Here is a 25,762-nt window from a genome sequence, read left to right on the forward strand (position 1 = left end):
TCAACCGTCACTTCAGACCCATCCGTACGTTCAGCCCCGGAACCGCGCAGCAAGGCCGCGTCAGGCCAGGCGCTGCTTCAGACCGTCGAGCTCGTCGCGCAACGAGCTCGGCAGCTTCTCGCCGACGAAGTCGAACAGCTCCTCGATGGACGGGATCTCCTCGCGCCACTCGTCGGGATTGAAGGCGAGCGCCTCCGCGACGTCCTCCGCAGGCACGTCCAGACCACTGACGTCGATCGACTCCGGCTTCGCGACAATGCCGATGGGGGTCTCGACACCCTCGGCCTCACCCTCGATGCGCTCGATGATCCACTTCAGCACGCGGCTGTTCTCGCCGAATCCGGGCCACAGGAAGCGCTTGTCGTCGCCCCGACGGAACCAGTTGACGTAGAACACCTTCGGCAGCTTCGACTCGTCGGCGTTCTTGCCGATGTTCACCCAGTGCTGCAGGTAGTCCCCGACGTGGTAGCCCATGAACGGCAGCATCGCCATCGGGTCGCGGCGCACGGTGCCGACCTTGCCCTCGGCCGCGGCGGTCTGCTCGGAGCCGACGGTGGCGCCCATGAAGACACCGGTCTGCCAGTCGCGGGCCTCGGTCACCAGCGGCACCGTGGTCTTGCGGCGGCCGCCGAACAGGATCGCCGAGATCGGCACGCCCTTCGGGTCATCCCACTCGTCGGCCAGCGACGGGCACTGCGAGATCGGGGTGCAGTAGCGCGAATTCGGGTGCGCAGCCTTGTGATCGGACTCCGGCGTCCAGTCGTTGCCGAGCCAGTCGGTGAGGTGCGCGGGCGCCGGGCCGTCGATGTCCTCCCACCAGATGTCGCCATCGTCGGTGCGAGCGACGTTGGTGTAGAGGGTGTTTCCGGCCTCGATGGTCTTCATCGCGTTCGGGTTCGAGTCGTAGCTGGTGCCGGGAGCGACACCGAAGAAACCGAATTCGGGGTTGATCGCGTAGAGACGCCCGTCCTCGCCGAAGCGCATCCAGGCGATGTCGTCGCCCACGGTCTCGGCCTTCCAGCCGGGGATCGTCGGCTGGAGCATCGCGAGGTTGGTCTTGCCACAGGCACTCGGGAACGCCGCGGCGATGTAGTACACCTTGTTCGCCGGGCTGGTCAGCTTGAGGATCAGCATGTGCTCGGCCATCCACCCCTCGTCGCGGGCGATGACCGAGGCGATGCGCAGGGCGTAGCACTTCTTGCCGAGCAGCGCGTTGCCGCCGTAACCCGATCCGAACGACCAGATCTCGCGGGTCTCGGGGAAGTGGGTGATGTACTTCTCGGTGTTGCAGGGCCACGGCACGTCGGCCTGGCCGTCCTCGAGCGGCGCACCGACGGAGTGCAGCGCCTTCACGAAGAAGCCGTCCTCGCCCAGGATCTCCAGGACGCGGGGGCCGACGCGGGTCATGATCTTCATCGACAGCACGACGTACTCGGAGTCGGTGATCTCGACACCGAGCTTGGGATCGTCGGAGTCCAGCGGGCCCATGCAGAACGGGATGACGAACATCGTGCGACCGCGCATGCTGCCCCGGTAGAGCTCGGTCATCGTCGAACGCATCTCGGCGGGATCGACCCAGTTGTTGGTCGGGCCGGCGTCCTCTTCCTTCTCCGAGCAGATGTAGGTCCGCGACTCCACGCGGGCCACGTCGGCGGGGTCGGAGTTGGCGAGGAAGGAGTTCGGCTTCTTCTCCTCGTTCAGCTTCACCAGGGTGCCGGCCTTCACGAGGTCGGCGGTCAGGCGCTCCCACTCCTCGTCACTGCCGTCGGACCACACCACCCGGTCGGGCTGGGTCAGCTCGGCGACCTCGGCCACCCAGGCCAGCAGTCCCGCGTGCTTCGTCGGAGCGCTACTCGGGTCCAGTCCGGGAATGGTGGCTGCGGTCATCGTTGGGGCCTCCTCCGAGGTGGTGGCCGCTTGAATGGCCACCTGTCAGGTCGTCTCGCGGTCAAGGATACGTCCACCGAGCGGGCGTTAGGTCACGGGGTTCGCCAGGTGCGGTCTATCCCACACCCGACGGACAGGTGACGAAAGTCCCTGGTGATCGCGCGCGCTCGGTCTCGGCGCGGAGCAGTCCGGGTCGGGCGCCGGTCACGTGTCAGCCGATTCGTCCCGATCCGCCGGAGATCCACTGGCCGGTGTCCGGGTCGAGAACCGCGGAACGGAACTCGCCGTCCGCACCGATCTCGGTGATCTTGTCGACCTGCCCGTCCCGATCGCTGTCCGTGTACACCGTAAAGCCGTCGGGCCCGTTGCGGGTGAGCGAATCGTTGATGCCGTCGTTGTCGGTGTCCACCTCGGCGGGTCCGAGATCCCAGATCCGGCCGTCGTCGTGCATCCACAGGTGATCGTCGAGATCGTCGGACGCCGGTGTCTCGTGCAGTGCGGCCACCGAGTCGACCGAGTGCGGGTCGGCGCCCTCGGCCGCGCCGAACAGCGAGTCCTCCTCCGGGCGGGCCGGGTCCGGAAGGTCGTCGGGGAACATCGGGTCCATCGAGATCACTGCTTCCCGTCGTCGTGGCCGGCCCGGGCGACCCCGGCCGTTCCGTCGTCATGCCCTCGGTCACCCCGACGTCCCGCCGGATCATCGGATTCCTCACCCGGGTCGTCGGTGCGGGAGGCGTCCGCCCAGAGCGATTCCGACCGCGCCACCAACTCACGGCGGATCTCCGCCGCGCGCTCGCGACGGGTTCGAGCGTCGCGGACCCCGACCCCGCTGCGCAGTCGGCGGATCTCCTCGTCGAGGCGCGCGACCTCGGCCGCCACCTCTCGGTTCCGGCGTTCGTGCGCCCGGGCGATCTGGCCGGCGATCCGGGTCTCGGCCGCGGTGACGCGCAGGGCGAGCTGGTGATCGAGCGTCGCCCGCGCCTCGGCGAGGAGCTCGGCGGTGCGCGCCTCGCGATCGGAACGCTCCGCAGCACTGCGCCGGACACGGATCACCCACGCCGCCACCGCGACTCCGAGGATCAGGGCGAGCGGCATGCTGACCCACTGCAACGTCTGGACCGACTCCATCGGTGCGACGACGAGGCGTCCCACACCCAGACCGGTCGAGGCCCCGAGGACGACCACCAACGCGTCTTCGGCGCCTGCGCGCCGCGCCCGGCCGCGCGACCGCTCGGTGTGGAGGGGTACCGCGGGCCAGTTCTCGTCGGCCGACGGCTCCGCGTCCAGGCCCACCAGGGCGGTCGACCGGACCGCGTCGACGCGCTCGTCGGCGCGACGACGGACGCCGTCGGCGAGGGCGGCCCAGCCGGTACGGGCCCATGCGCCGTACGCAGAATCCGCGGCGGGAGCGTGGCCGGCGGCGGACGCCGCCAGATCGCGCACCCCGGCGTGCAGTTCCGCCGACGTCTGCGAACGGACGCGCGCGAGTCCGGCGCGTACCGCCGCCAACCGGTCCGGGCGTCCGCGGTCACGTGCGGCGACCAGTTCGCGACGCGTGGCCAGGAGATCGTCGACGGCAGCCTGTGCGGACGCCGCTTCGTCGACGCCGCCCGTCGGCGCGCCGAGGAGATGCTCGACCGCCCCGAGGCCCGCCGCGAGCCTTGCCCGCTCGGCGCGGAGCACGCCCGGCGCGTCAGTCGTCTCACGCAGCCACTCCACGAGGGCGTCGATCCCCGACTCGTCCACCGCACCCTCGAGGGCCGCGACCGACGACACCCCGAACAACGGCAGCGTCGCGAACGGGTCGAGGACGGCCCGGTGGGCGCGCACGGTCCGCGGCCACTCCCAGAACGCGTCGATCTTCGTGCACACGATCGCCACGATCCCGACCTGCGCGCGCATCTGCTCGACGAGGAGACGTTCCTCCTCACCGACCGACGACGACGGGTCGACGACCACGACCGCCGCACCGGCCGACGCACGCGAGCGCCCGCCGCGGGCGACGATGTCGAGGTCCGGGGCGAGCGCCCGGCAGGCCTCGACCAGCGTGCGGACGCCCACCCCGTCGGTCCCGACGACCAGCACGTCGGTGCCCGCGTCGACCCCGACGGCGTCGAAGCCGGTCAGCTCCCGCGCGGCGGCGAGTGCCGTGTCGGTCATGCGCCCGCTCCTGCCCCGGCCAGAAGTCGCTCGGCACCGGCGCGGTCGACGCCCGCCGCGGCCGCCTCCTCCAACCGGGCACGCAACTCGACCTCACGCCACTGTCGAATCCGGTCGACCCGCTCCCCGATCGGTCCCGCGAGATCAGGAACGCCGCTGGCGTCGCGGAGCGCCCGGCTCAGGGCCTCGGCGTTCGCGGCCACGGCGGAACGGGACTCGATGAGCGCGAGCGCGGTGTCGATGCCGAAGGCGTCGAGCCGGCGCAGCAACCCCTGCCGCATCAGCCGTTCGTCGGAACCCGGACGTCCCACGAGGAATCGGCCGGCCATCGACGGCATGCCGACGCCCGCGGCCGCCATCGTCGCCAGCGCGGCGAACTCGGCATCGTCGAGGTCGGCGCAGGCCAGCAACTGCGAGACCGGGTACACCGGCGTGTCCAGACGCCCTGCACACGACGCCGCCACCGCGACCGCCGCATCCCAGTCGCCGTGCGTGTCGGCCTTCCCGAGCACCACGAGCAGCCGGTCGGCCGGGAGGGACGCGAAGAGTTCGCGGTCGGCGCGCCGCGGCGGCCCCGCCAGGACCAGAATCCACAGATCGGTGTCGGCGGCCCCCTGCTCGTCCTCACCGGGCCCGATCACGGTGAGCGACAGCCGTTCTCGCAGCGCACGGGCCATCGTGTCCCGACCGGTCCCGGGCCGGCCGACGACCTGGACGTGCAACGGACGGAGGAAACGCCGGCCCGCACCGGCCAGGACGGGCACGAGCGGCGACACCGGGTCGACGAGGTCGACGAGTCGTCCCTGCTCGGCGGCCGTCCACAACTCGCTCCCGGCGGGCACGCCACGCCGGCCACCGTTCACCGGTGCCCCCACCCCAGCCTCCTCGCCATCCGACCCCTGCGCCTCCCACGACCCGCGTCCACCGCACCGCCACCCCGGGCATCGGCGCACGTGAACCGCGACAGGGCCGAGAATAATCGGGATCCGGGCGAACGGCGGAGACGGCTCCACATCCCCTCGCGGGGCCGGACGGGTCCGCGTCCGCACCGCTGCCGTCCGGGCCGCCGTTCCCCCGCGACTTCGCCGCAACGACACGATGCGCAACGATGGACGCGTGAACAACAGCCCCGACAGGTCCCGGTTGTACCCCCGCGTGACGAGCTTCCGCTTCCGCCGCGGCACGCTGACGACCGGTCAGCAGCGCAACTGGGAGACCCTGTGGCCGGTGCTGGGCCGCGACCTCGAGATCGGGCCGGAGCGGGTCCCCGAGCCGCAACTCGACCTCACCGAACTGTTCGGGCGCGAGGCCCCGAAGGTCCTCGAGATCGGCAGCGGTACCGGCATCTCGACCGCCGCGATGGCCGAGGCCGAACCGGATGTCGACGTCGTGGCCGTCGAGGTCTACAAGCCGGGCCTGGCCCAGCTCCTCGGCCTCGTCGACCGCAACGGCCTGACCAACGTCCGCCTGATCCGCGGCGACGCGGCCATCGTCCTCACCGAGCTCATCCCGTCGTCGAGCCTCACCGGTGTGCGGCTGTTCTTCCCCGACCCGTGGCCCAAATCGCGTCACCACAAGCGACGCTTCGTCCAGACCGGCACACTGGAACTGATCGCGGACCGGCTCGTCCCGGGCGGGGTGCTGCACATCGCGACCGATCACGCCGGTTATGCGGAGTGGATCGCGGAGGCGCTCGCCACCCAGGACGCCGACCGCCCCCACGTCGTGCAGTTGACGCGGGAGTCGCCGATCTCGCTGCAGCGGCCGACGACGAAGTTCGAGGGACGCGCGGAACGCGAGGGCCGCTACGTCAGCGAGTTCGTCTACACGCGGCCCATCCCGCCGGCCACCTCGACCGGCGACACCCCGACGGGAGCCCGCCATGAGTGACCACAGCCCGACCGGCTTCGCCGACACCATCTCCGGCCAAACGGGGACGCGCCGCATGCTGCTGGTGTGGGACGCACCCAACATGGACATGGGCCTCGGCGCCCTGCTCGGTGGACGCCCCACCGCCGCGCACCGTCCCCGGTTCGACGCCCTGGGCCGGTGGCTGCTGCAGCGGACCGCAGATGTGTCCGCTCTCACCGACGGAGGCGGCGCGGTCGAGCCCGAGGCCACCGTGTTCACCAACATCGCCCCTGGTAGCGCCGACGTCGTCCGGCCGTGGGTGGACGCTCTCCGTAATGTCGGTTTCGCCGTGTTCGCCAAGCCGAAACTGTCCGACGACAGCGACGTCGACTCCGACATGCTCGACCACATCGAACTTCGCAGGCACACTGTTGGACTAGCCGGCGTGATAGTGGCGTCCGCCGACGGTCAGGCATTCCGCGAACCGCTGCTCGAGGTGGTCGGCGACGGGGTGCCCGTCACCGTCATCGGGTTCCGCGAGCACGCCAGCTGGGCACTGAGCACCGAAGAACTGGAGTTCATCGATCTCGAGGACATCCCCGGCGTGTTCCGCGAGCCGCTGCCACGCATCGGCCTGGACTCCCTGCCGGACGAGGGCGCCTGGCTCACACCCTTCCGCCCGCTCAGCGCACTATTGCGCTGACTGCGGCGTCGCGGCCCTGCCGAGGTCGTCGGGCGGCGGTCCGCGACCCGGCATCCGACGCCGACACGGGTGTGCCCGCACGTGCCCCCGAGGCCCACGCCTCAGGGATCACTCAGGCAGCACTGTCAGGATCTTCCGGGAAACTGACAGAATCGCCACCGGCGCCCCGAAACGACGGCGCCGAACAGGCCCGACCAGTCGTACACGAAAGGACATCGCGTGTTCCGGTTCATCGGCACATTCGTCTACCGAATGCGCTTCCTCGTCATCGCGGTGCTCATCGCGATGATGGCCGGACTCGGGCTGTACGGTCTCGATCTCGGCAAGCACCTCAGTCAGAGCGGCTGGTTCGATCCGACGTCGGAGTCCGATACCGGTGCGCGCTACGCCGACCAGGCGCTGGGGCGCGACCACACGTCCGACATCATCCTGCTGGTCACCCCGCCGGAGGGCACCCGCGTCGACGACAAGGCGTTCGGCGCGAAGGTCGAGACGTTCGTCGAGGACCTCATCGCGACGCACCCCGACATCGTCGGACGCGCCGATCCCGGTCTGTACGACCCGTTCCTCGTCCAGCCCGCGCAGAGCACGCTGCAGGAGCGGCTGTTCACCGAGGACGGCAGACACGCCTTCATCAGCATCGGCGTCGCCGGCAACGACGACACGACGGTCCTCAACAACTACAAGACCATCGAACCGTTCTTCGAGGACATCCCCGAACGCTTCGATCTACCCGGTACGACCTTCGAACTCGCCGGCCTGCAACCGGTCGCCGGATCGATGGCCGAGGGCATGGACAAGGACATCCACCGCGCCGAGGTCCTCGCGCTGCCGCTGGTGGCGATCATGTTGTTCTTCGTGTTCGGCGGCGTCGTCGCCGCCTGCCTGCCCGTCCTCATCGGTGGTCTGACCATCGCCGGTTCGCTGGGCATCATGAAGATCCTCGCGCTCACCACCGAGCTCAACATCTTCGCGCAGTCGGTGGTCACGCTGATCGGTCTCGGCATCGCGATCGACTACGGCCTGTTCATCGTGTCGCGTTTCCGCGAAGAACTCGGTGAAGGCTATTCGACCAAGGCCGCGGTCCGAAGAACCGTGATGACCGCCGGTCAGACGGTGGTCTTCTCCGCGACGATCATCGTCGCCGCCCTGGCGTGTCTGCTGATCATGCCGCAGGGGTTCCTCAAATCCGTCGCCTACGGCGCGATCGCGTCGGTCTCGCTGGCCGCGATCCTGTCGATCACCGTCCTCCCGGCGATCCTGGGCATCCTCGGACCCCGCGTGAACATGCTGTCGATCAGCACGGTCATGAAGTACACCGCGGTTCCGCTGGCCCGGCGCTTCTCCGGCGAGGAACGCGCAGCGGCCATCCAGAACCGCTTCAGCGGTCGCATGAAGACCAGCCAGGAAGTCGAGAACGGCTTCTGGGGCCGACTCGCGACGTGGGTGATGAAGCACCCGGTCAAGACCGCGGTTCCCACCGTGCTCCTGTTGCTCGCGCTGATCATCCCGTTCGGCAGCATCCAGTTCGGCGGGATCAGCGAGAAGTTCCTGCCGCCGGACAACCCCAACCGGGTCGCGCAGGAGAAGTTCGACGAATACTTCCCGAGCGAGCGAACCGAGGCCATCAAGCTCGTCATCATCTACGACGAGTCGAGCCAGGCCGACCAGAACAAGCTCGACGCCATCGCGCAACGCGCCGACGCGGTGCCCGGCTTCACCAACAAGTTCAGCGACGCCGACAAGTCCGACTTCGGGTCGTTCGACGCCGAGCGGTACCCGAACGTGGGCGTCTACCAGGTGTCGGCTGGTCTGGTGGACCGGAACACCGCCGCCCAGGCGATCGAGCAATTACGCGCGATCGACACCGAGGGCCTCACGATGTACGTCTCGGGTACCCCGGCCCTCACCCAGGACTCGATCGACGCGCTGATGCAACGGCTCCCGCTGATGGCGGTCATGCTCGTCCTCATCACCGGCCTGCTGATGTTCCTGCAGTTCGGTTCGATCGTCCTGCCGATCAAGGCCGCGCTCATGACGGCCCTGGGTCTCGGTGCCACGCTCGGCATCCTGACGTGGATCTTCGTCGACGGTCACGGCGCCGAGCTGGCCAACTTCACCCCCGGCCCGCTGTTCGCAGCGGTGCTCGTGCTGATCATCGCCATCGTGTTCGGCCTCTCGACCGACTACGAGGTGTTCCTGCTCTCCCGCATGGTCGAGGCCAGACAGAAGGGCGCGAGCACCACCGAGGCGATCCGCAGCGGCACCGCGCACACCGGCGGCATCATCACCGCGGCCGCCGCGATCCTGGTCGTGGTCACCGGCGCGTTCAGCCTGTCCGAGATCGTGATGATGAAGTACATCGCGTTCGGCATGATCGCCGCGCTGATCCTGGACGCCACGGTGATCCGCATGTTGCTCGTCCCGTCGGTGATGAAGCTGCTCGGGGACGACTGCTGGTGGGCACCGCGGTGGATGCGCGTGGTCCAGCGCAAGATCGGCCTCGGCGAGACCGTCCTCGACGACGAACCCGACGAACAGCGCGACGCCGGTGCCGGCGCCCGCCCGATGAGTGCGGGCACCGTGGTGGCCGAGGCGCCGACCTCGGTGATGGCCGCGGCACGCAGGCAACCGGTCGCCGCCGGCGCGGTCCCCGCCCGAGGTCGTGTCCCGGGCGCCGTCGGTCGCCCCGCCGCACCGGCACGGCCCGCCCCGGACCGACCGCTCACCAACGGTCGCCCGACGGGTCAGGCCCCCGACCAGCGCACAGGTCCCGGTCCCACCCCGACTCCGCCGTCCCCCTCGGGTCCGCCGCCGACCACCACCGGCCGCCCGGGTACTGCGCCGACCCCGCCGCGCACTCCGCCGGCGCGCGTCGGACCGACGCCCGTGCCCGGTGCCCGGGCCCCCGAACCGGCCGGACGCCGTCCCGCGACGCCCTACCGCCGCTCCACCGTGTCGAAGGGTGATCGTCCCGACACCGGCGGCTGGAGCCTCGGCGAGGGTGGCATCCGACTCGGTGACCCCGCACCTCGCTCGGAGAACGGGGACCGTCCGGCGGTCACTCCCCCGTCCGCCCCGCCACGGGTGCCGGAGACCGGGCGGCCGAATCCCGGAACCGCCCGGCCGACGCCGGAGCCGACCGGCCAGCGCTCACCGCTCGGACGCCGGCCCACCCTCGACGAGACCGGTCGTCGCCCCCTGGCCGCCTCGGTCAGCCCCGAGACCTCGACCCCGTCGTCTCGGAGTCGTCGCAGCAACGGTCCGTCGCCGATGGAGCGCGGACTCAGCGCCGATGCGACCCCGGCCGCCGCGCGGTCCGACGCCGGTCCCGCCTCGGGTGAGCAGGATCGCCCGGCCGACGAGTCGAACCGCCGCCGTCGCCCGCGTACCGACCGGCACGCCCGGTCCGACGAGACCGGTGACGACGGCCAGATCAGCGTCCAGGAACTGCTGAAGCGGAGTCGCTCACAGAAGTGACCGCTCGGACCCCCGTTCGCGGCCACGGGTCTCGTAAGCGGATTGATCGCGAGTCATGCTGGTCAAGTCACCCAAGCCGGCAGACGCGCCCGCGAGCGGTTCGCTGACGACCTCGGGGCTCGCCGTCAGCGAGTGACCCGGCGGCACCCGCCACCGTCGAACACGGCCTGGCCGAGGACTCAGTCCTCGTCCAGGCCGTGTTCGATCACGTAGCGGGTCAGTTCCACGCGGTTGCCGAGCTGGAGTTTGCGCAGCGTCGCCTGGACGTGGTTCTCGACGGTCCGGTGACTCAGGTCGAGGCGCCGCGCGATCTGCTTGGCGCTCAGTCCTTTTGCGACCAAACGCAGCACCTCGGTCTCACGCTCGGTGAGCGCGGGCGCGGCGGGTGCGGCGTCGGGCTGCTGGGACATGCGCCGGTACTCGCCCAGCACCAGCCCCGCGAGACCCGGGGTGAAGACCGCCTGGCCGTCGGCCGTCGCCCGGACCGCGTCCACCAGTTCTTCGCGTGACGACGACTTCACCAGATAGCCGCTGGCCCCGGCCTTCACGGCCTCGAGAACGTCGTCGCGCTCACCCGATGCGGACAGCACGAGGATGCGGGTCTTCGGCGAGACCTCCAGGACCGCCGTCGTCGCCTCCGTACCGGTCCCGTCGGTCAGCTGCATGTCCATCAGGACCACATCGGGGGTGACGGCGGCCGCACGTCGACCGGCACTGCCCACGCCGTCCGCGGTGGCGACGACGTCGAATCCCTCGTCGGCGAGATCGCGGGCCACCGCCTCTCGCCAGATCGGGTGGTCGTCGACGACCATGATCCGCAGCGGCGCCCGCCCCTCGTCACTCCGGCCTGCACTCATACTCGATGCTCCCCTTCGCCTTTCAGCTCTCGTACCGCGGGACGGTGAACTCCCATTCCGTACCCGCACCCGGTTCGGTGTCGAGGCGCGCGGCGCCGCCGAGGGATTCGATCCGTCCGACGATCGACTTCGACACCCCGACGCGTCCCTGCGCAACCGCCTCGGCGAGCCGGCCGTCCGGGATGCCGATCCCGTCGTCCCGCACACTCACCACGATGTCCCGCCCCAGATCCTCCACCAGGATGTACGCACGCGCACCGGGACCGGCGTGGTTCACGACGTTGTCGAGCGCGTTGACCACCGCCGCGCGGATCTCCGCGCCCCTCTGCGCTGACACCATGACCGGGTCCGCGGGAGCACTCACCGACACCCGCGCGTCGGCGAAGACGCGCAGGGCGGCGGCGAGATCAACGCTGCATTGCGCATCGGTATCGGCGGCGACGGGTTCGTCCGTGTCGGAGATCAGCCGACGCAGCGTACGCTCCTGCTCCGCCGCGAGGGTGGCGAGTTCACCTGTCGGACCGCCGATCTCGCGTCCGCGACGCGCGATCAGCGCGAGCACCTGGAGTACCCCGTCGTGCACCTCACGGGAGAGCCGTTCGCGTTCCTCGGCAGCCGCAGCGATCCGCGCCGCCCGGGACAGCTGGTCCTGGACCCGACGCGCGTTCGCAGCCGCGAGCCCGACCGCCATACCGGTCGCCACGATGACGATGATGGTGGCGTTCCGACCGAAGTCGAGGTTCAGTTCGCCTTTCACGAAGGTGCTGGTGCCGCCGATGACGAGCCCCGACACGATCCCCCCGACCGGGCCGGTGAGGATCGCAACCGAGATGACCGCGTTGGTGGCCCACAGCGTCGTCGGCCAGGTCTGGTTGTTCCACGCCCACTCCGCGCCGGCGACATACGACGTCGACAACATCAGCGCGCAGACGACAAGCACCTCGGCACCGACCCACACCCGGTTGCGCGCGAACCCGACGAAGTAGCCGATCCCGCTGACCAGCGTCCACGCGGAGAGCAGACCGAAGAGCACCCAGGCGACGCCGCCGCGGTCGAGGTCGGGGTTGACGGCGATGTGGAAGCCGAGTGCGTACAGATAGGACAGCAGCCGGAAGATCTGGGCGCCCCGCCACAGCGGACCGACCGGGTCGTCGTCGACGACACGTGCCAGACGATACGGATCGGTGTCCCGGTCCGGCGGGCCGACCGCGAGCCCCGGCCACCGGCGCGTCACGTTCCCGCGCCCCGGCCGTCCCCGTCCCGGTCCCTGCCCTCGCGGTCGGTCTCGACCTCGTCCCGGCGACCATTCGCCGGGCGTTCGGATCCTGGGTTCCCGGCCTTCGAGGGGGTGCCAGGGGCCTCGTGCGCGAGCGTCTCGGCCGCGGCGTCGGGATCGTCGGTGTCCCACGCCGGTGAATCCGGCTCGGCGACGACCCCCGGGCGCCCGTCCACGGGCTCGGTCGAGTCCCCCTTCAGGCGTCGGATCGCGGTGTTGAAGAACGCGATCAGGGGCACCGCGAGCAGACCACCGATGATGCCGGCCGACACCAGGCCGGCCGCGATCCCGAGCACCACCGCAACCGGATGCAGGCGCACCGACCGCCCAAGCAGGAACGGTTGCAGCACATGGCTTTCGAGCTGCATGACACCGACGACGATGGCGAGGGCGACGACCGCGGCGATCCAGCCCTGGGTCACCAGGGCGACGAGCACCGCCAGCGTGCCGGTGACCAGGGCACCGACGATCGGGATGAAGGCGCCCAGGAAGACCAGCGAGGCCAGCGGAAGCGCCAGGGGCACTTGCAGGATGGCGAGTCCGATCCCGATACCGCAGGCGTCGACGAAGGCCACCGCGACAGTCGCCCGGACGTACCCGACGAGTGTGCCGAAACCGGCGATACCCGCCTCCCACACCCGATTCCGATTGGTCTGTGGGATGAGCTTGACCGAGAACTGCCAGATCTGACCACCGCCGTAGAGGAAGAAGATCAGCAGGAACAACGTCAGCAGGGCGCCGGTGATGATCTCGCTGGCCGTGGTGGCGGTGGCCAGCGCACCGCTGGTGACACGGTCCTGGTTGTGCTGGATGAAGTCGAGCGTGTCGGTGCCGAAGTTGCGCACCTGGTCGCGATCGAGCCCGAGGGGCCCGTTGATGAGCCATTCCCTGGTCTTCTCGACGGTCACGGTGACCTGCTCGGCGAGTTCGGGAACACCGTCGATGAACTCGCGGACCACGAAGGTCATGACGGCGGCGAGCAACCCGATCGCGACGACGAGGTTGACGATCACCGCCAGCGAACGCGGCAGACCGCGCCGGTCGAGTGCGTCGACCCCGGGAACCAGCATCGCCGAGATCAGGATGGCGAGGGCGACCGGCACGAGGACTTCCTCGAACTCCCGGAACAGCCTGGTCGCGACGTATGCGGCCGCGACCAGGAGCAGTAGCCGCCACGCCCACTCCGCCGCCGCGCGTACCTGCGGATGAACCTTCGCCCGGTCGATGGACGCGAGGTCCCGGACGTCGCGCGGCCGGTCGGCTCGTTCGGCTTCGGTCACAAGAGTCACACTAGTGCTGCGCCTCGGTGACAGGAGTCCGTACACACCCCCGATTGCGCAGGTCGCCGACGGGGGTCGTCACCGACACCGGCCCCCCTACCCTAGGGTGGCACGTATGTCGTCGGAGGATGTTGGCTCGCCGGGGGGCGCGGCAGCCCCGGTGACCCGTCCTCGGTTCTGGTGGGTCCGATGGGTCCTGCTCACCGTCGTCCTGGTCATCCTCGCCGTCGAAGTCGTTCTCATCTGGCCCGAACTGCGGGGCGCCTGGCTGCGTATCGGTGAGATCGAGTGGCACTGGGTCGCGGCGTGTCTCGTCGCCGCGATGCTGTCGATGGACAGTTTCGCCCAGGTCCAGCGCGCACTGTTGCGCTCGGCGGGCCTGCGGGTCACGCAGTGGAAGTCCCTGTCGGTCATCCTCGCGGCCAACTCGCTGAGCCAGACGATGCCGGGCGGCCAGGTCCTCGCCCCCGCGTTCACCTATCGGGAAACCCGCAAGTGGGGTGCGACACCGGTCATCGCGTCGTGGCAGGTCGTCATGTCGGGCCTGCTCGCCGGCATCGGTCTCGCGGTGCTCGGGTTCGGCGGCGCCCTCCTGGCCGGAGCGAAGACCAGCCCGTTCTCGGTCGTCTTCTCCGTCGCCGGGTTCCTCGCGGTCGCGGTGGTCCTGCAGTACCTGGCCAGTCATCCGGAATCGTTGAAGAGCACCGGGATTCGAGTCCTGGGTTGGGTGAATCAACTCCGGAACAAGCCGGAGGACCACGGCACCGAGAAGTTGTTCGAGACCCTCGAACAGCTCCGGGCGGTGCAACTCACCAAGCGCGACACCTCGGTCGCATTCGGCTGGAGCCTGTTCAACTGGGTCGCCGACGTCGGGTGTCTGATGTTCGCCTGCTGGGCGGTCGACGCCCACCCGAGCATCTCCGGACTGATGGTCGCCTACGCGGCGGGCAAGGCGGTCGGCTCGGCGATCCCCCTGCTGCCGGGCGGCATCGGCGTCGTCGACGCGGTGCTCGTCCCCGCGCTGACCAGCGCCGGGATGCCCGCCGCCGACGCCATCACGGCGGTCCTCATCTACCGGCTGATCAGCTATGTGATCGTCTCGGCCATCGGCTGGGTGGTCATCGGTCTCATGTTCCGTAACCGCATCAAGCGCGACGACACGTTCATCGACGAGGTCGAGCGGGACGCCGACGCCCTCGAACGCTCGGCCGACGACCCGTCGCCCACGACGCCCGACGGTACGGCGCTCCCCATCCCGCCGCCGGATGGTGTCGAACCGCCGCGCCCGGGGGCACCGCCCACGGACGGACCCGACAACCCGCAACGAGGGGACTCCGCACGAACGTCCGACACCGATCCGCCGTCGGACCCGGTACGGTAATCCACCATGCTGAGCTCGAAGACGGACCGGGGCTCCGACGCGACGGCGGAGACGGGGTCCTCGCCGGCGCGCGGAACGGCGACGGGTCCCGTCGCCGCCCTGTTCGACGCCGTGGCGATCACGGTCTTCGTCCTCATCGGCCGGGCCAGTCACGAAGAGGGCTATGCGCTGACCTCGGTGCTGCACACGCTGTGGCCGTTCCTCGCCGGCTGTGCGGCCGGCTGGTCGATCACCTACGTCTACGCGCATGTGCGGTCGAGCGACTTCTTCGGTCACGACTTCCGGCCGGACCGGGTCGTCCCGGTCGGTCTCGTCATCTGGTTCTGCACGGTGACCGTCGCGATGATCCTGCGCTTCATCCTCAGCCAGGGCGTGGCGGTCAGCTTCGTCATCGTCGCGGCCGTGGTGCTCGCGCTCTTCCTGCTCGGCTGGCGAGCCGTCTTCGCCTACCTCGGTCGTCGCGCCGCCGCCTGACGACGAGGGTCGCGAGCGTTCGCGGACCTACTTGATCGTGAAGTACTTCTGCGCGACCTGAAGTGCGGCGGTCCCCGACTTGGGCCCCTCGGTGTAGATGACGACGACCTGACCGCCCTGGAGCCCCACGAACCAGCCGGGCCCCTCGGGGCCGTTGGTGCCGACGAGGGCACGCAGTCCCGGCGCGCGAGTGAGGTCACTGGCGTCGCCGGTGGCGGCAGTGGCGGTCATCGCCTGCAGCACCGGCCGGACGACGGCCGGATCGAGCCCGCCGAGCTCGCCGCCCGCGATCTTCGTCGGCACGTTTTTCAGCACGAACGGCGGCACCGACGAGGACTGCCCGGAGGCGCTACGCGCCATGGCGACACCGAAGGCGGCCATGTTGGTCATCGACATCATGCTCGAGCCGGGACGGTAGTCGATGGTCGCGATCCCGGGACGGTCAGCGGTCGGAACACTCGCACCGGGCACCGTGAACTGGACGCCGAGCCCGAGCCGGTCGAGCAGTTCGTCGCCACGCTGCTGGTCCGACCCGACGGCTCGCCCGATCGCATCGAAGACGGGATTGAGGGTGGTGCCGACCGGATAGGGCTGATCGAGGTCGACGCCGCTGTCGATCGCGTACGAGTTCTGCGCCATCCCGGTGATCGCACCGGTCTGCGCGTCGAGGGTCATGATCGTCGCGGGTTGACCGACCTCGACGGCCGCGTCGCCCAGGGACAGCTGGACGCCCTGGTCCATGGTGGTCGGGACGTCGGGTCCGGGAGGACCCTGCTCACCGGCCAACTTGCGGGGCGCGACACCCGGACCGAGCATCTCGACCTGCCACCCGGCGGTGGCGTCGCGGATGGCCTGCCAGTAGTTGGTCAGCCCGTCCTCGAGGGGGGAGGACAGGCGCCGGTCGGCCATCACCAGCTGGTCGGACCGGTTGACCACGACACCGGGGACCCGACGCGGGTCGCCGGCCAGCACCTCCATGTCGGAGTCGCGCAGACCCACCGCGGTGATGGCCCTGCCCGGCGCCGCGTCGAGCTTCTCGCGGATCACCTGGCCGGTGATCAGGGGTGCGATCGGCGCGATCACCCTGGCGAGGGCCCGGACCGAGGCGTTCAGGTCGGAGGTGCGGGCTGGGTCGAGCACGATCTCGTTGACCGGCTGGGCATACATGAAGACCCGGCCGGTCCGGCTGCGCACGGTCGGCGCCGGCTTCGCGTCGGTGCGGATCTCGCGCAGCGTGCCACCGGCGGTGAGGCCGGCGTGCAGGATCGCAGGGTCCCAGGTCACCTTCCAGCCCGACGACAACTTGCGCGCGGTACCGCCGCTGGTCGACTCGTACACACGGCCCATGTCCCAGTTCCACGTGGTCGTGACGGAAAAGGTCGCGGTCCCGTCGCTGTATTCGACCGGATTCTCGACGTCGACGTCGACGCGTTGGGCATCCATCTGTCTCAGAGTGGTGGTGAGACTGTCACCGGCTTGTCCCGGTGCGGTGGTGAACGTGGCGGCCCCGCCGGCGTCCTGGCGGCTGAGGGCGTCGGCGAATGCGTCGATGGCGGCAGCGGCGCCCGTGTCGGTCGAACCGGCGAACCCACAGGAACTCACCATGACCGCGCACGTGACCGCGGCACAAGCGGCTGTCGTCGCGCGCTTGACCCAGATCTTCATGACGACAATTTTCACTCGTGTAACACTCGAAATCGACGCCGCCAGCTTCCATTCGGGGATCAAGCCGGTCACGAACTCATCTCGCCCACGGGACTTTTGACACTCCGCGGCGTGCGCGATCGCCGTCCGAGACCGACGTCGACAGATCCCGGACCCGGCCGTCCCCGACCGCCCTCACCTTGCCGCACTGCGACAATGGCCGCATGGTTTTCACCGTCTTCCGTGGCGACGATCGTCCGGTCACCGCCACCGGCTGGCTGACCTCACGACACTGCTTCTCCTTCGGCGACCACTACGACCCGTCGAACACGCACTTCGGCGCGCTGCTCGCCGTCAACGACGAGGTCGTCGCACCCGGCGCGGGCTTCGATCTCCACACCCATCAGGAGAGCGAGATCGTGACATGGGTGGTCACGGGGACGCTGGTCCACCGCGACTCGGCCGGGCACTCCGGTGTCCTGTACCCCGGCCTGGTACAGCGGATGAGCGCGGGCACCGGCGTCGAACACTCCGAGCGCAACGACTCATGGCCCGACCTGCCCGACGCCGGCACCGAGCCCGTCCGCTACGTCCAGATGTGGCTGATGCCCGACCGCCACGGCCTCGCGCCGTCGTACGCGCAGGCCGATGTCTGCGACCGACTCGCCGCGGGCGGACTCGTACCGATCGCGTCGGGCGTCGCCGATGTCGACGCCGCGGTCTCCGTCGCCAACTCGGGCGCCACCCTGTTCGCGGCGCGACTCCGCCCCGGCGAGACCGTCGAGGTACCCGCTTCCCGGTTCACCCACCTGTTCGTCGTGCACGGACAGATCGAGGACGACGGGGTCGGCGTCCGGGAGATCGGCGTTCTGGGCCCGGGTGACGCCCTCCGAGGCGTCGACTCCGCGTCGTTCCCGATCCGCGCCGGCGACGACTCCGACGCCGAGGTGCTGGTGTGGTCGATGGCCGCCGGGCTGGGTGGTGCGTGAACCGGACACCAGCCCCTCCCGTGGTCCGGCCGGCGACGTATGGATTTCAACTCGACCGCCAGACTTCGACCGAAGTCTGGCGGTCGAGTTTGAGGTCTGGCAGTGAGGGCGGAACGTCACGAACTCAGGCCGCGACGAGGTCCCGCGCCATCTGCGCGTACCCCTCCCACACCGAGGCGTACCGCGGTCGCCAACCGGCCGCCGACCGAAACCGTCTGTTGGACACCCGAAGCGAACGTGTCAGCGACGTGGTGCGTTCGCCGAGCAGGAGGGCGGCCCGGCCGGGACCGGTCACGTACGGATGTTTGCCGACCGCACCCGCCAGGGCAGCCGTGTGGTGCTTCTTGGTGACCGGTAGGTCGTCGACGATGTTGTAGGTGCCGGAACCGATTTCGAGTGCGGACACCACGGCGTCGGCGGCATCGGCGAGGTGGATCGACGAGACGTAGGCACCGGGTCGGCCGGCCCGGAAACCGATCCGGCGTCGGGCGAGCGCCATGAGCTGCTCGCTGTGGGCGGCGCCGACGCCGTAGAACAACCCGAACCGGAGCACCACGCCGACCCCACCCGAATCGGTGAACCGGCGGGCCGAGGCCTCGGCGGCGTGGTTGCCCACCGCGATCGGATAGTGGTCGACCGGCGAATCCTCGTCGATCCACCGGTCACCGGCGTCGGTGTACACCATGGCAACCGATTCCTGCACCACCCGCGGCACGCCGGCGGCGAGTGCGGCGTCGACCACCGCGGCCGAGCCCTCCCGCCGGATGCGATGACAGTCCGCCCAGGCCGACTTCCGGACGAATGAGGCGGTCCCCGGAAGGGAGGACGCGAGATTGACGACCGCGCCGCAGCCGTCGAAGTACTGGGCGAGTCCGTGTCGATCGAACAGCGACACCCGAATCGGGGCGGCGCCGTGGGCACGCAGCGCGGAAGCGGCGGCATCCGAGCGCGCCAGCGCACGCACGTCGTGTCCCGCGGCGACCAATGCGGGCACCGCGTATCCCCCGATGGCCCCCGTACCGCCGGTGACGAATACCCGCATGCGGGCGAGTATCCCGGATCGCGGTGCGGTTTGTCCCGGCTACCGGGACAAACCGCACCGTCATGTGTTTCGCCGGTCAGTCCCCGGGCTGCGATAGAGCGTGCAGATCCTTTGCGGTGGGCGACTTCTCGACCGTGTCGGGATCGGGATAGGTGTGCAGCAACCGGTCCGCGGTGCCCGCGGTGGTGACCGCGAACCAATAGTGCTCGTTGCGGTAGTGGTGGAATCGATGGTTGCGCCACAACCGGCGATAGTAGGCGTGGCGCGGCCGGTAATCGGAGTGGATCAGATAGTGCGTCCATTCATAGACCAGTCCGATCGCCGCGAGCGTCGCCATGAACGTGAGACCGCGCTCGGCACTGGCGAAGACGAGGAGCCCCACCGCGACGGCCGCGAGGACGACCGTGACCAGCACCTGCCACGGGATGAACACCAGGGGGATGTTCCGCGGGTCCGAGTGGTGCTCGCGGTGCTTACGCGCCACCAGCGGATCGATGGTGACCGGTCCCAGGCGCTTCGGCCGCCAGTGCAACACGACGACGTGGATCAGCCACTCGGCCAGCGGGAAGCTCGCGATCATCACGACCGGGACGACCAGATCGGCGATTCCCCACCCGCCCAGCCAAATTCGCGCCGCCGACGAGGTCACCAGGAACGCGGCGATCATCCAGGGCGACGGGTGCCGGAGGAACTCGGCGAATGCGGCACGCAGGGTCGTCGACCGCCGTGATCGCATTCGCCGTTCCTCCGCCGCCACCTGCCGGCGCGCTCTGTGGTCGATGTGGTCGGCGTCGATGCTCTCGGCAGACATTCAGTTCCCCTCTCCGATGTCAGACTCCGCACCCTCGAGTGCCTGACAGAGTTCGAGCAATGCCGCAGTCGCGGGCGCGAGCAGTTCACGGGCAGCGGCCTCGGCGCGGCCGGGTTCGCGAGACGTGATCGCGTCGACGAGCGCGCGATAGCCGTCGATGTTGCCGACCTCCGGCTCCAGCATCGACGCGAGCGCGGGAAGCGCCGGTTCGTACGCGGCGCGGAGCGAGTTGTACATGAGACGGAATGCGATCGAGTCGGCCGCGTCGACGATCGCGCTCCAGAACTCGAGTGCCGCGACCTGCTGTCCGACCGGGTCCGGTTCGGCGGCGAGATCGGCGAGCAGCGCTGTCAGCCTGGCGATCTGGTCGTCGGTCACCCGCCTCGCCGCCAGCCCGGCGACATTCGGGCCGACCGCGGCACGTGCCTCGACGATCGAGCGAGCGACACTCGGCACGAGCGCGCCGCCCCGGATCAGGAGTCGCGGCAACAGATCGAGGCCACCCGTCCGCGCGATGTCCTGGACCCGTGCGCCGTCGCCCTGCCGAATGGAGACCAGACCGGCCGCCGCCACCCGCTTCAACGCTTCCCGCACGGTGGGCCGCGAGACGCCGAGGATGCGGGCCAATTCCCGTTCGCTTGGAAGGGCCTCGCCGGCCGGTAGGTCACCCGACAGCACGCCCTCGACGATCTGGTCGAACACGATCTCGGGGGCGCTCTGCTGGGACACGGGCTCGAACGGCATGCACCGACCGTAGAACCAGGAGGACTGGTGGTCAAGTGGTAAGACCAATCGTCCACCGAGGAATGTTCGGTGGGCGCTCGGGTTGTACCCACCATGAGTGACATCGCCGCGCCTTCGTCCAACACCTTGACCGCCGACGATCTGGACTTTCTCAGCCGCCCACTCCTCGGCTTCTTCTCGACGGCGACCGGCCCGACGCCGCCGCAGCCTCGGCCGGTGTGGTTCGAGGCGACCGCGGACGGCGAGATCCAGCTCTTCACCGGTCCCGATTCGCTGAAGGTGCGTCGCCTCAAGGCAGATCCACGCGCCTCGATCGTGGTCGCGACCCCGGTCGAGGAACGCGAGCGCTGGATCTCCGTTTCCGGCGCCACGCGCATCGAGACCGACGGTGCGGCCGCGCGCGAACTCGCAGCACGACTGGCCGACCGCTACTGGGACCTCGACGATCCCACCCGCGCACAGGATCTCGCGGAGATCCTCGCCGACGACTGGGTGCGGATCGTCATCCGGCCGGACAAGATCCGGCGACTGAGCTTCTGAGCGGGGCCTTCGACTCGGCGACCGCCGGGCCGCGGCTCATCGCAGCTGATCGAGCAACCGCAACCAGACCTCGCTGATGGTCGGGTACGACGGAACCGCATGCCATAGCCGCGAGAGCGGGACCTCGCCGACGATGGCGACCGTCGCCGAATGGACGAGTTCCGCGGTCTGCGGCCCCGCGAAGGTCGCCCCGACGAGGATGTCGCGGCTCGCATCGACGACGAGACAGGCGTGTCCCGAGTACTCGGGATCGGTCAGGTAGGACCCCGCCACGGAGATGTCCCCGTCGGCGATCCGTACATCGATGCCGGCGTCGTTCGCCTGCTTCGCGGTCAGCCCGACAGATGCGATCTCCGGTCGGGTGAACACCACCTGCGGTACGGCACCGTGGTCGGAGCTCGCGACGTACCGCGGACCGTCGAGGTCCCGACCCTCCGCGCGTGCGGCGATCACGTCCCCGGCCACCCGCGCCTGATACTTACCCATGTGTGTCAGCGCATTTCGGCCGTTGACATCTCCCACCGCGTACAGCCACGGGTGGTCGGCCACCGTCAGATGGTCATCGACGCGCAGCGGGCCGCCCGCCTCGAGTCCCACCGACTCCAGACCGAGATCCCGCGTCGCGGGCGAGCGTCCCGCCGCCACCAGGATTTCGTCGACGACGAGCTCGCCTGCGCCGTCACCACTGAGCCGCACGGTGGCGGGGCCGCCGTGGATGCGTCCGTAGCCGGTGTCGGCGGCGCCGGGCCGGTCGACCGACTCGATCGTCGTCCCGAACCGGATGTCGACGCCGCGGGCAGTCAGCGAGTCCGCGATCCGCTCTGAGACGAACGACTCCATCTTGGGCAGCAACCGGTCACCGCGGATGGCCATGACGACCTCCGCACCGAGGTCGAGCAACCAGGTCACCGCTTCGCACGCCACGACGCCACCGCCGACGACGAGAATCCGATCCGGCACCTCGACGAGATTCGTCGCGTCGCGGGAGGTCCACGGGTGCGCCTCGGCCAGACCCGGTGTCGGCGGGATCGACGCAGTGCTCCCCGTCGCCACCACGACCGCCTCACGCGCCGTCACCACCGTGTCGCCGACAGTCACCTGCCGCTCACCCGACAACCGCCCATGCCCGCGGATCACCGTCATCCCGGCGCCTTCGGCCCATTTCACCTGCCCGGAGTCGTCGTGGGTCGCCCCGGGCCCGTCCCGTCGGTCGTTCACTGTGTCGCGCCACGCCAGGAGGGCGTCGGCGTCCGGACGATCGCCGCTCACCCGTTCACGCGCACCCGCCAGGGCACGGGCTTCCTCGAGCGCGGACCCCGGACCCAGCAGCGCCTTGCTCGGCATGCATGCCCAGTACGAGCACTCACCCCCCATGAGCTCGTGCTCGATGACGACAGCAGTTCGATCGCTGCCCCGTATCGCATAGTCGGCGACATTCTCGCCCACCGGACCGCCACCGATTACGACGACGTCGAAGGTTGCATCCATGGGTTCAGCGTAGGTCGGATTCGAAACCGGGTAGGCGAGTGCACAGATTGCCTCGAGGCTCCCACCGGCTCGAGGGACATGATCCGCTCTCTCGCAGCGTATTTCAGATTGCAGCGGGCGCCGCATCGAGTCCGGGGCAGTCTGATCCGCTCAGCGGCTTACAATGCCCCCGGACTCGTCGTACCCCCCGCTCCCCTAGGACACCCGGAGCTTGCGGAGGACAGCACCTCCCGCTCCCTGAGGAGGCCCGGAGCTTGCGGAGGACAGCACCTCCCGCTCCCTGAGGAGGCCCGGAGCTTGCGGAGGACAGCACCTCCCGCTCCCTGAGGAGGCCCGGAGCTTGCGGAGGACAGCACCTCCCGCTCCCTGAGGAGGCCCGGAGCTTGCGGAGGACAGCACCTCCCGCTCCCTGAGGAGGCCCGGAGCTTGCGGAGGACAGCACCTCCCGCTCCCTGAGGAGGCCCGGAGCTTGCGGAGGGCCGTCACGAAGGGTCTCCAGCAGCATCGACCAGCGGTTCTCCGATTTCGCCCACGGCGGAGGCGGCTGACGAACGGACGATCCGGTGACAGGATGGAGCGCGTGACTGCATCGAATACCGACCTCAGCTCCGGACTCGACCTCGAGTGGGTCGACGATTCCGTCCGCGTTCAGGACGACCTGTTCGCTCACGTCAACGGCAAGTGGCTCGAGTCGCACGTCATCCCCGACGACCGTTCCGTCGACGGCGCCTTCCACGTGCTGCGCGACAACTCCGAGGAGAACGTGCGCGACATCATCACCGACTGCGCCTCGTCGAACCCGGAGAGCGGTTCCGACGATCAGAAGATCGGCGACCTGTACGCGTCGTTCATGGACACCGACCACATCGAGGCCCTCGGGATCGGCCCGATCACCGGCGAACTGGAGAAGATCGCGGCCATCGACTCGCTCGAGGCGCTCGCCCGGCGGATCGGACGGTTGCAGCGCCACGGCACCGGTGGCCTGTTCGGTTACTACGTCGACACGGATGCGAAGCAGTCCGACCGATACCTCGTGCACCTGACGCAGTCCGGTCTCGGACTTCCCGACGAGTCCTACTACCGGGAGGACAAGCACGCCGAGACCAGGACGGCGTATGTCGCGCACGTCGAGCGCATGTTCGCGCTCGCCGGATTCGACGACGCCGCCGCCCGGGCCGCGACGGTCCTCGACCTCGAGACGGCCATCGCCGCTCAGCACTGGGATGTGGTCCGACGCCGCGATGCCGAGCTCACCTACAACCTCATGTCCCTCGACGAGTTGAGCACCACCGCAGACGGTTTCCCGTTTTCGGAGTGGTTCGGCGGCCTGGGCACGAGCGGTGACGCGACCTTCGCCGAGGTCGTCGTCGCGCAGCCGTCGTTCCTGTCGGGCGTCGCCGGCCTCCTCACGGATCGCCCCCTGGACGAGTGGAAGACCTGGCTGACCTGGCGGCTCGTGCATTCGGCCGCGTCGTACCTGTCCGCACCGTTCGTCGACGAGAACTTCGACTTCTACGGCCGCATCCTGACCGGCGCGGAGGCCAACCGCGACCGGTGGAAGCGGGGCGTCGGGTTCGTCGAAGCCGCGATGGGATTCGCGGTCGGCAAACTCTATGTGGCCAAGCACTTTCCGCCCGAGGCCAAGGCACGGATGGACGAGCTGATCGCCAACCTGGTGGAGGCCTACCGCCGCAACATCTCCGACCTGCCGTGGATGACCCCCGAGACCCGGGAGAAGGCGCTGGTCAAGCTCGGCAAGTTCACCCCCAAGATCGGCTATCCGGCCAAGTGGCGCGACTACAGTTCGTTGAGCGTCGACCGCGGCGACCTCATCGGGAACGTCGCCCGGTCCGCGTCGTTCGAGCAGGACCGCGAGTTCGCCAAGATCGGCTCACCGGTCGACCACGACGAATGGTTCATGACCCCGCAGACGGTCAACGCCTACTACAACCCCGGCATGAACGAGATCGTGTTTCCCGCCGCGATCCTGCAGCCGCCGTTCTTCGACCCCGATGCCGACGACGCGGTCAACTACGGCGGCATCGGCGCGGTCATCGGTCACGAGATCGGGCATGGATTCGACGATCAGGGCGCGAAGTACGACGGCGACGGCAACCTCGTCGACTGGTGGACCGACACCGACCGGACCGAGTTCTCCTCGCGGACACGCAAACTCATCGACCAGTACGGTGAGTTCACCCCGACCGGACTCGATCCCGAGCACAAGGTCAACGGCGACTTCACCATCGGTGAGAACATCGGTGACCTCGGCGGGTTGTCGATCGGACTCGTCGCGTATCAGATCGCGAACGAGGCAAGCGGGGCCCAACCGCCGATCATCGACGGCCTGACCGGAACACAGCGCGTGTTCTACAGCTGGGCGCAGATCTGGCGGACCAAGACCCGGGATGCCGAAGCCATCCGACGCCTCTCGATCGACCCGCATTCGCCGCCGGAGTTCCGGTGCAACGGCGTCGTCCGCAACATGGACGCGTTCTACGAGGCCTTCGACGTCAAGCCCGGGGACTCGCTGTACCTGGACCCCGCCGAACGCGTGCGGATCTGGTGAACGACATGCCCGGCGGACCCGGTCCGCGCGACGAGGGTCCGCCGGGTACGGCCGCATCACTGGGTCTGGTCCGGGGACGCGAACTCACGGTCGCCCTGCTGCGACCGATCGGAGCCGCTGTCGTCCTGCTCGCCGGATACTTCCTGCTGCCCATCGACAAAGAGAGCGACCTGAACTATCTCGGGCTGGTCGTCGGGGCCGCGTTGCTGATCGCGTTCTGTGTCTGGGAGGTCCGCAAGTTCGCCGGCTCCGACCGACCCGTCGCGACCGCGATGGAGATGCTGGTGGCGCTGGCCGGGTTCTACATCGTCGCGTTCGCGACGACGTACTTCCTGTTCTCCGAATACGATCCCGGCAGTTTCAACGCGTCGCTCACCCGGGTCGACGCGCTGTACTTCTGCCTCACCGTGTTCACGACGACGGGTTTCGGCGACATCGCGCCGGATTCGCAGGGTGCGCGCGTCGCGGTGTCGATCCAGATGGCGAGCACCCTGCTGCTCCTCGGTCTGGGCGTGCGCTTCCTCAACCTGCTGGTGAACCAGCGACGCCAGGCCACCGGACGGTGACCTGGCGTCGCTACTGGCTC

Annotated in this window: 21 protein-coding genes; 9 read left to right on the forward strand and 12 right to left on the reverse strand. The window is 69.4% G+C overall.

Features of this window, described 5'->3' with window-relative positions:
* Positions 1–60 precede the first annotated feature (60 nt).
* The 4 genes from B1818_RS15690 to B1818_RS15705 form a co-directional block, all read right to left on the reverse strand.
* Complete coding sequence (locus B1818_RS15690) at positions 61–1,887, reverse strand: phosphoenolpyruvate carboxykinase (GTP) (protein WP_078113257.1); 1,827 nt, start codon at positions 1,885–1,887, stop codon at positions 61–63.
* 211 nt (positions 1,888–2,098) lie between these two features.
* Positions 2,099–2,494: a DUF6802 family protein gene (locus tag B1818_RS15695; RefSeq protein WP_078113301.1), complete on the reverse strand. Its 396-nt coding sequence runs from the start codon at positions 2,492–2,494 to the stop codon at positions 2,099–2,101.
* Positions 2,495–2,499: 5 nt separating this feature from the next.
* A complete protein-coding gene (locus B1818_RS15700) occupies positions 2,500–4,047 on the reverse strand; it encodes a hypothetical protein (RefSeq protein WP_078113258.1) in 1,548 nt (515 codons plus the stop codon).
* The gene (locus tag B1818_RS15705; RefSeq protein WP_058252239.1) at positions 4,044–4,922 is read right to left on the reverse strand and encodes a hypothetical protein; all 879 of its coding nucleotides are present in this window, start codon (positions 4,920–4,922) and stop codon (positions 4,044–4,046) included. The genes B1818_RS15700 and B1818_RS15705 overlap by 4 nt, the downstream gene beginning before the upstream one ends.
* 223 nt (positions 4,923–5,145) lie before the next feature.
* On the opposite strand from B1818_RS15705, the gene trmB reads away from it, so the two are divergent.
* The 3 genes from trmB to B1818_RS15720 all read left to right on the forward strand — a co-directional run bounded on the left by trmB (position 5,146) and on the right by B1818_RS15720 (position 10,081).
* Positions 5,146–5,937, forward strand: coding sequence for a tRNA (guanosine(46)-N7)-methyltransferase TrmB (gene trmB / locus B1818_RS15710; protein ID WP_058252240.1), 792 nt, complete (start codon positions 5,146–5,148; stop codon positions 5,935–5,937).
* A complete protein-coding gene (locus tag B1818_RS15715) occupies positions 5,930–6,601 on the forward strand; it encodes an NYN domain-containing protein (protein ID WP_058252241.1) in 672 nt (223 codons plus the stop codon). The genes trmB and B1818_RS15715 overlap by 8 nt, the downstream gene beginning before the upstream one ends.
* A 219-nt stretch (positions 6,602–6,820) precedes the next feature.
* Positions 6,821–10,081 (forward strand): MMPL family transporter, encoded by a 3,261-nt coding sequence (locus B1818_RS15720; RefSeq protein ID WP_058252242.1) that lies wholly within the window; start codon positions 6,821–6,823, stop codon positions 10,079–10,081.
* A 179-nt stretch (positions 10,082–10,260) separates the two neighbouring features.
* On the opposite strand, the gene B1818_RS15725 is transcribed toward B1818_RS15720, so the two are convergent.
* The 3 genes from B1818_RS15725 to B1818_RS15735 are packed head-to-tail and all read right to left on the reverse strand — an operon-like array spanning position 10,261 to position 13,494.
* Positions 10,261–10,938: a response regulator transcription factor gene (locus B1818_RS15725; RefSeq protein ID WP_058252243.1), complete on the reverse strand. Its 678-nt coding sequence runs from the start codon at positions 10,936–10,938 to the stop codon at positions 10,261–10,263.
* 22 nt (positions 10,939–10,960) lie between these two features.
* Positions 10,961–12,172 carry a MacS family sensor histidine kinase gene (locus B1818_RS15730; RefSeq protein ID WP_078113259.1) on the reverse strand — a complete coding sequence of 404 codons (1,212 nt, stop codon included), beginning with the start codon at positions 12,170–12,172 and terminating at the stop codon, positions 10,961–10,963.
* A complete protein-coding gene (locus B1818_RS15735; protein ID WP_078113260.1) occupies positions 12,169–13,494 on the reverse strand; it encodes an AI-2E family transporter in 1,326 nt (441 codons plus the stop codon). The genes B1818_RS15730 and B1818_RS15735 overlap by 4 nt, the downstream gene beginning before the upstream one ends.
* A 115-nt stretch (positions 13,495–13,609) precedes the next feature.
* On the opposite strand from B1818_RS15735, the gene B1818_RS15740 reads away from it, so the two are divergent.
* Both B1818_RS15740 and B1818_RS15745 read left to right on the forward strand, forming a co-directional pair.
* On the forward strand, positions 13,610–14,875 hold the full coding sequence (locus tag B1818_RS15740) for a YbhN family protein (protein WP_078113261.1): 1,266 nt from the start codon (positions 13,610–13,612) through the stop codon (positions 14,873–14,875).
* A gap of 6 nt (positions 14,876–14,881) precedes the next feature.
* On the forward strand, positions 14,882–15,349 hold the full coding sequence (locus tag B1818_RS15745) for a DUF3054 domain-containing protein (RefSeq protein ID WP_058252246.1): 468 nt from the start codon (positions 14,882–14,884) through the stop codon (positions 15,347–15,349).
* 27 nt (positions 15,350–15,376) lie between these two features.
* Here the strand turns inward: B1818_RS15745 and B1818_RS15750 are convergent, their stop codons facing one another.
* Complete coding sequence (locus B1818_RS15750; RefSeq protein ID WP_078113262.1) at positions 15,377–17,014, reverse strand: NTF2-like N-terminal transpeptidase domain-containing protein; 1,638 nt, start codon at positions 17,012–17,014, stop codon at positions 15,377–15,379.
* A gap of 203 nt (positions 17,015–17,217) precedes the next feature.
* Here B1818_RS15750 and B1818_RS15755 point away from each other — a divergent pair, with 203 nt between their 5' ends.
* Positions 17,218–17,982 (forward strand): pirin-like bicupin family protein, encoded by a 765-nt coding sequence (locus B1818_RS15755; protein ID WP_078113263.1) that lies wholly within the window; start codon positions 17,218–17,220, stop codon positions 17,980–17,982.
* 124 nt (positions 17,983–18,106) lie between these two features.
* Here the strand turns inward: B1818_RS15755 and B1818_RS15760 are convergent, their stop codons facing one another.
* The 3 genes from B1818_RS15760 to B1818_RS15770 form a co-directional block, all read right to left on the reverse strand.
* Entirely contained in the window at positions 18,107–19,024 is a 918-nt protein-coding gene (locus B1818_RS15760; protein WP_078113264.1) for an NAD(P)-dependent oxidoreductase, read from the reverse strand.
* Between the two features lie 76 nt (positions 19,025–19,100).
* Complete coding sequence (locus B1818_RS15765) at positions 19,101–19,820, reverse strand: sterol desaturase family protein (protein ID WP_078113302.1); 720 nt, start codon at positions 19,818–19,820, stop codon at positions 19,101–19,103.
* 15 nt (positions 19,821–19,835) lie between these two features.
* Positions 19,836–20,579, reverse strand: a complete 744-nt coding sequence (locus B1818_RS15770) for a FadR/GntR family transcriptional regulator (RefSeq protein ID WP_058252250.1) — start codon at positions 20,577–20,579, stop codon at positions 19,836–19,838.
* 93 nt (positions 20,580–20,672) lie between these two features.
* Between B1818_RS15770 and B1818_RS15775 the strand changes: the two genes are divergently transcribed.
* The gene (locus B1818_RS15775; protein WP_058252251.1) at positions 20,673–21,119 is read left to right on the forward strand and encodes a pyridoxamine 5'-phosphate oxidase family protein; all 447 of its coding nucleotides are present in this window, start codon (positions 20,673–20,675) and stop codon (positions 21,117–21,119) included.
* A 36-nt stretch (positions 21,120–21,155) separates the two neighbouring features.
* Here B1818_RS15775 and B1818_RS15780 read toward each other — a convergent pair whose 3' ends face one another.
* Positions 21,156–22,607, reverse strand: coding sequence for an NAD(P)/FAD-dependent oxidoreductase (locus B1818_RS15780; protein ID WP_058252252.1), 1,452 nt, complete (start codon positions 22,605–22,607; stop codon positions 21,156–21,158).
* Between the two features lie 571 nt (positions 22,608–23,178).
* Here B1818_RS15780 and B1818_RS15785 point away from each other — a divergent pair.
* Together B1818_RS15785 and B1818_RS15790 are read left to right on the forward strand one after the other, a co-directional pair.
* Positions 23,179–25,176, forward strand: a complete 1,998-nt coding sequence (locus tag B1818_RS15785; RefSeq protein WP_078113265.1) for a M13 family metallopeptidase — start codon at positions 23,179–23,181, stop codon at positions 25,174–25,176.
* Complete coding sequence (locus tag B1818_RS15790) at positions 25,173–25,742, forward strand: potassium channel family protein (protein WP_176455934.1); 570 nt, start codon at positions 25,173–25,175, stop codon at positions 25,740–25,742. The genes B1818_RS15785 and B1818_RS15790 overlap by 4 nt, the downstream gene beginning before the upstream one ends.
* Positions 25,743–25,762 lie beyond the last annotated feature (20 nt).

The organism is Gordonia sp. IITR100, assembly GCF_002009645.1.
GTDB classification, from domain to species: Bacteria; Actinomycetota; Actinomycetes; order Mycobacteriales; family Mycobacteriaceae; genus Gordonia; species Gordonia hongkongensis.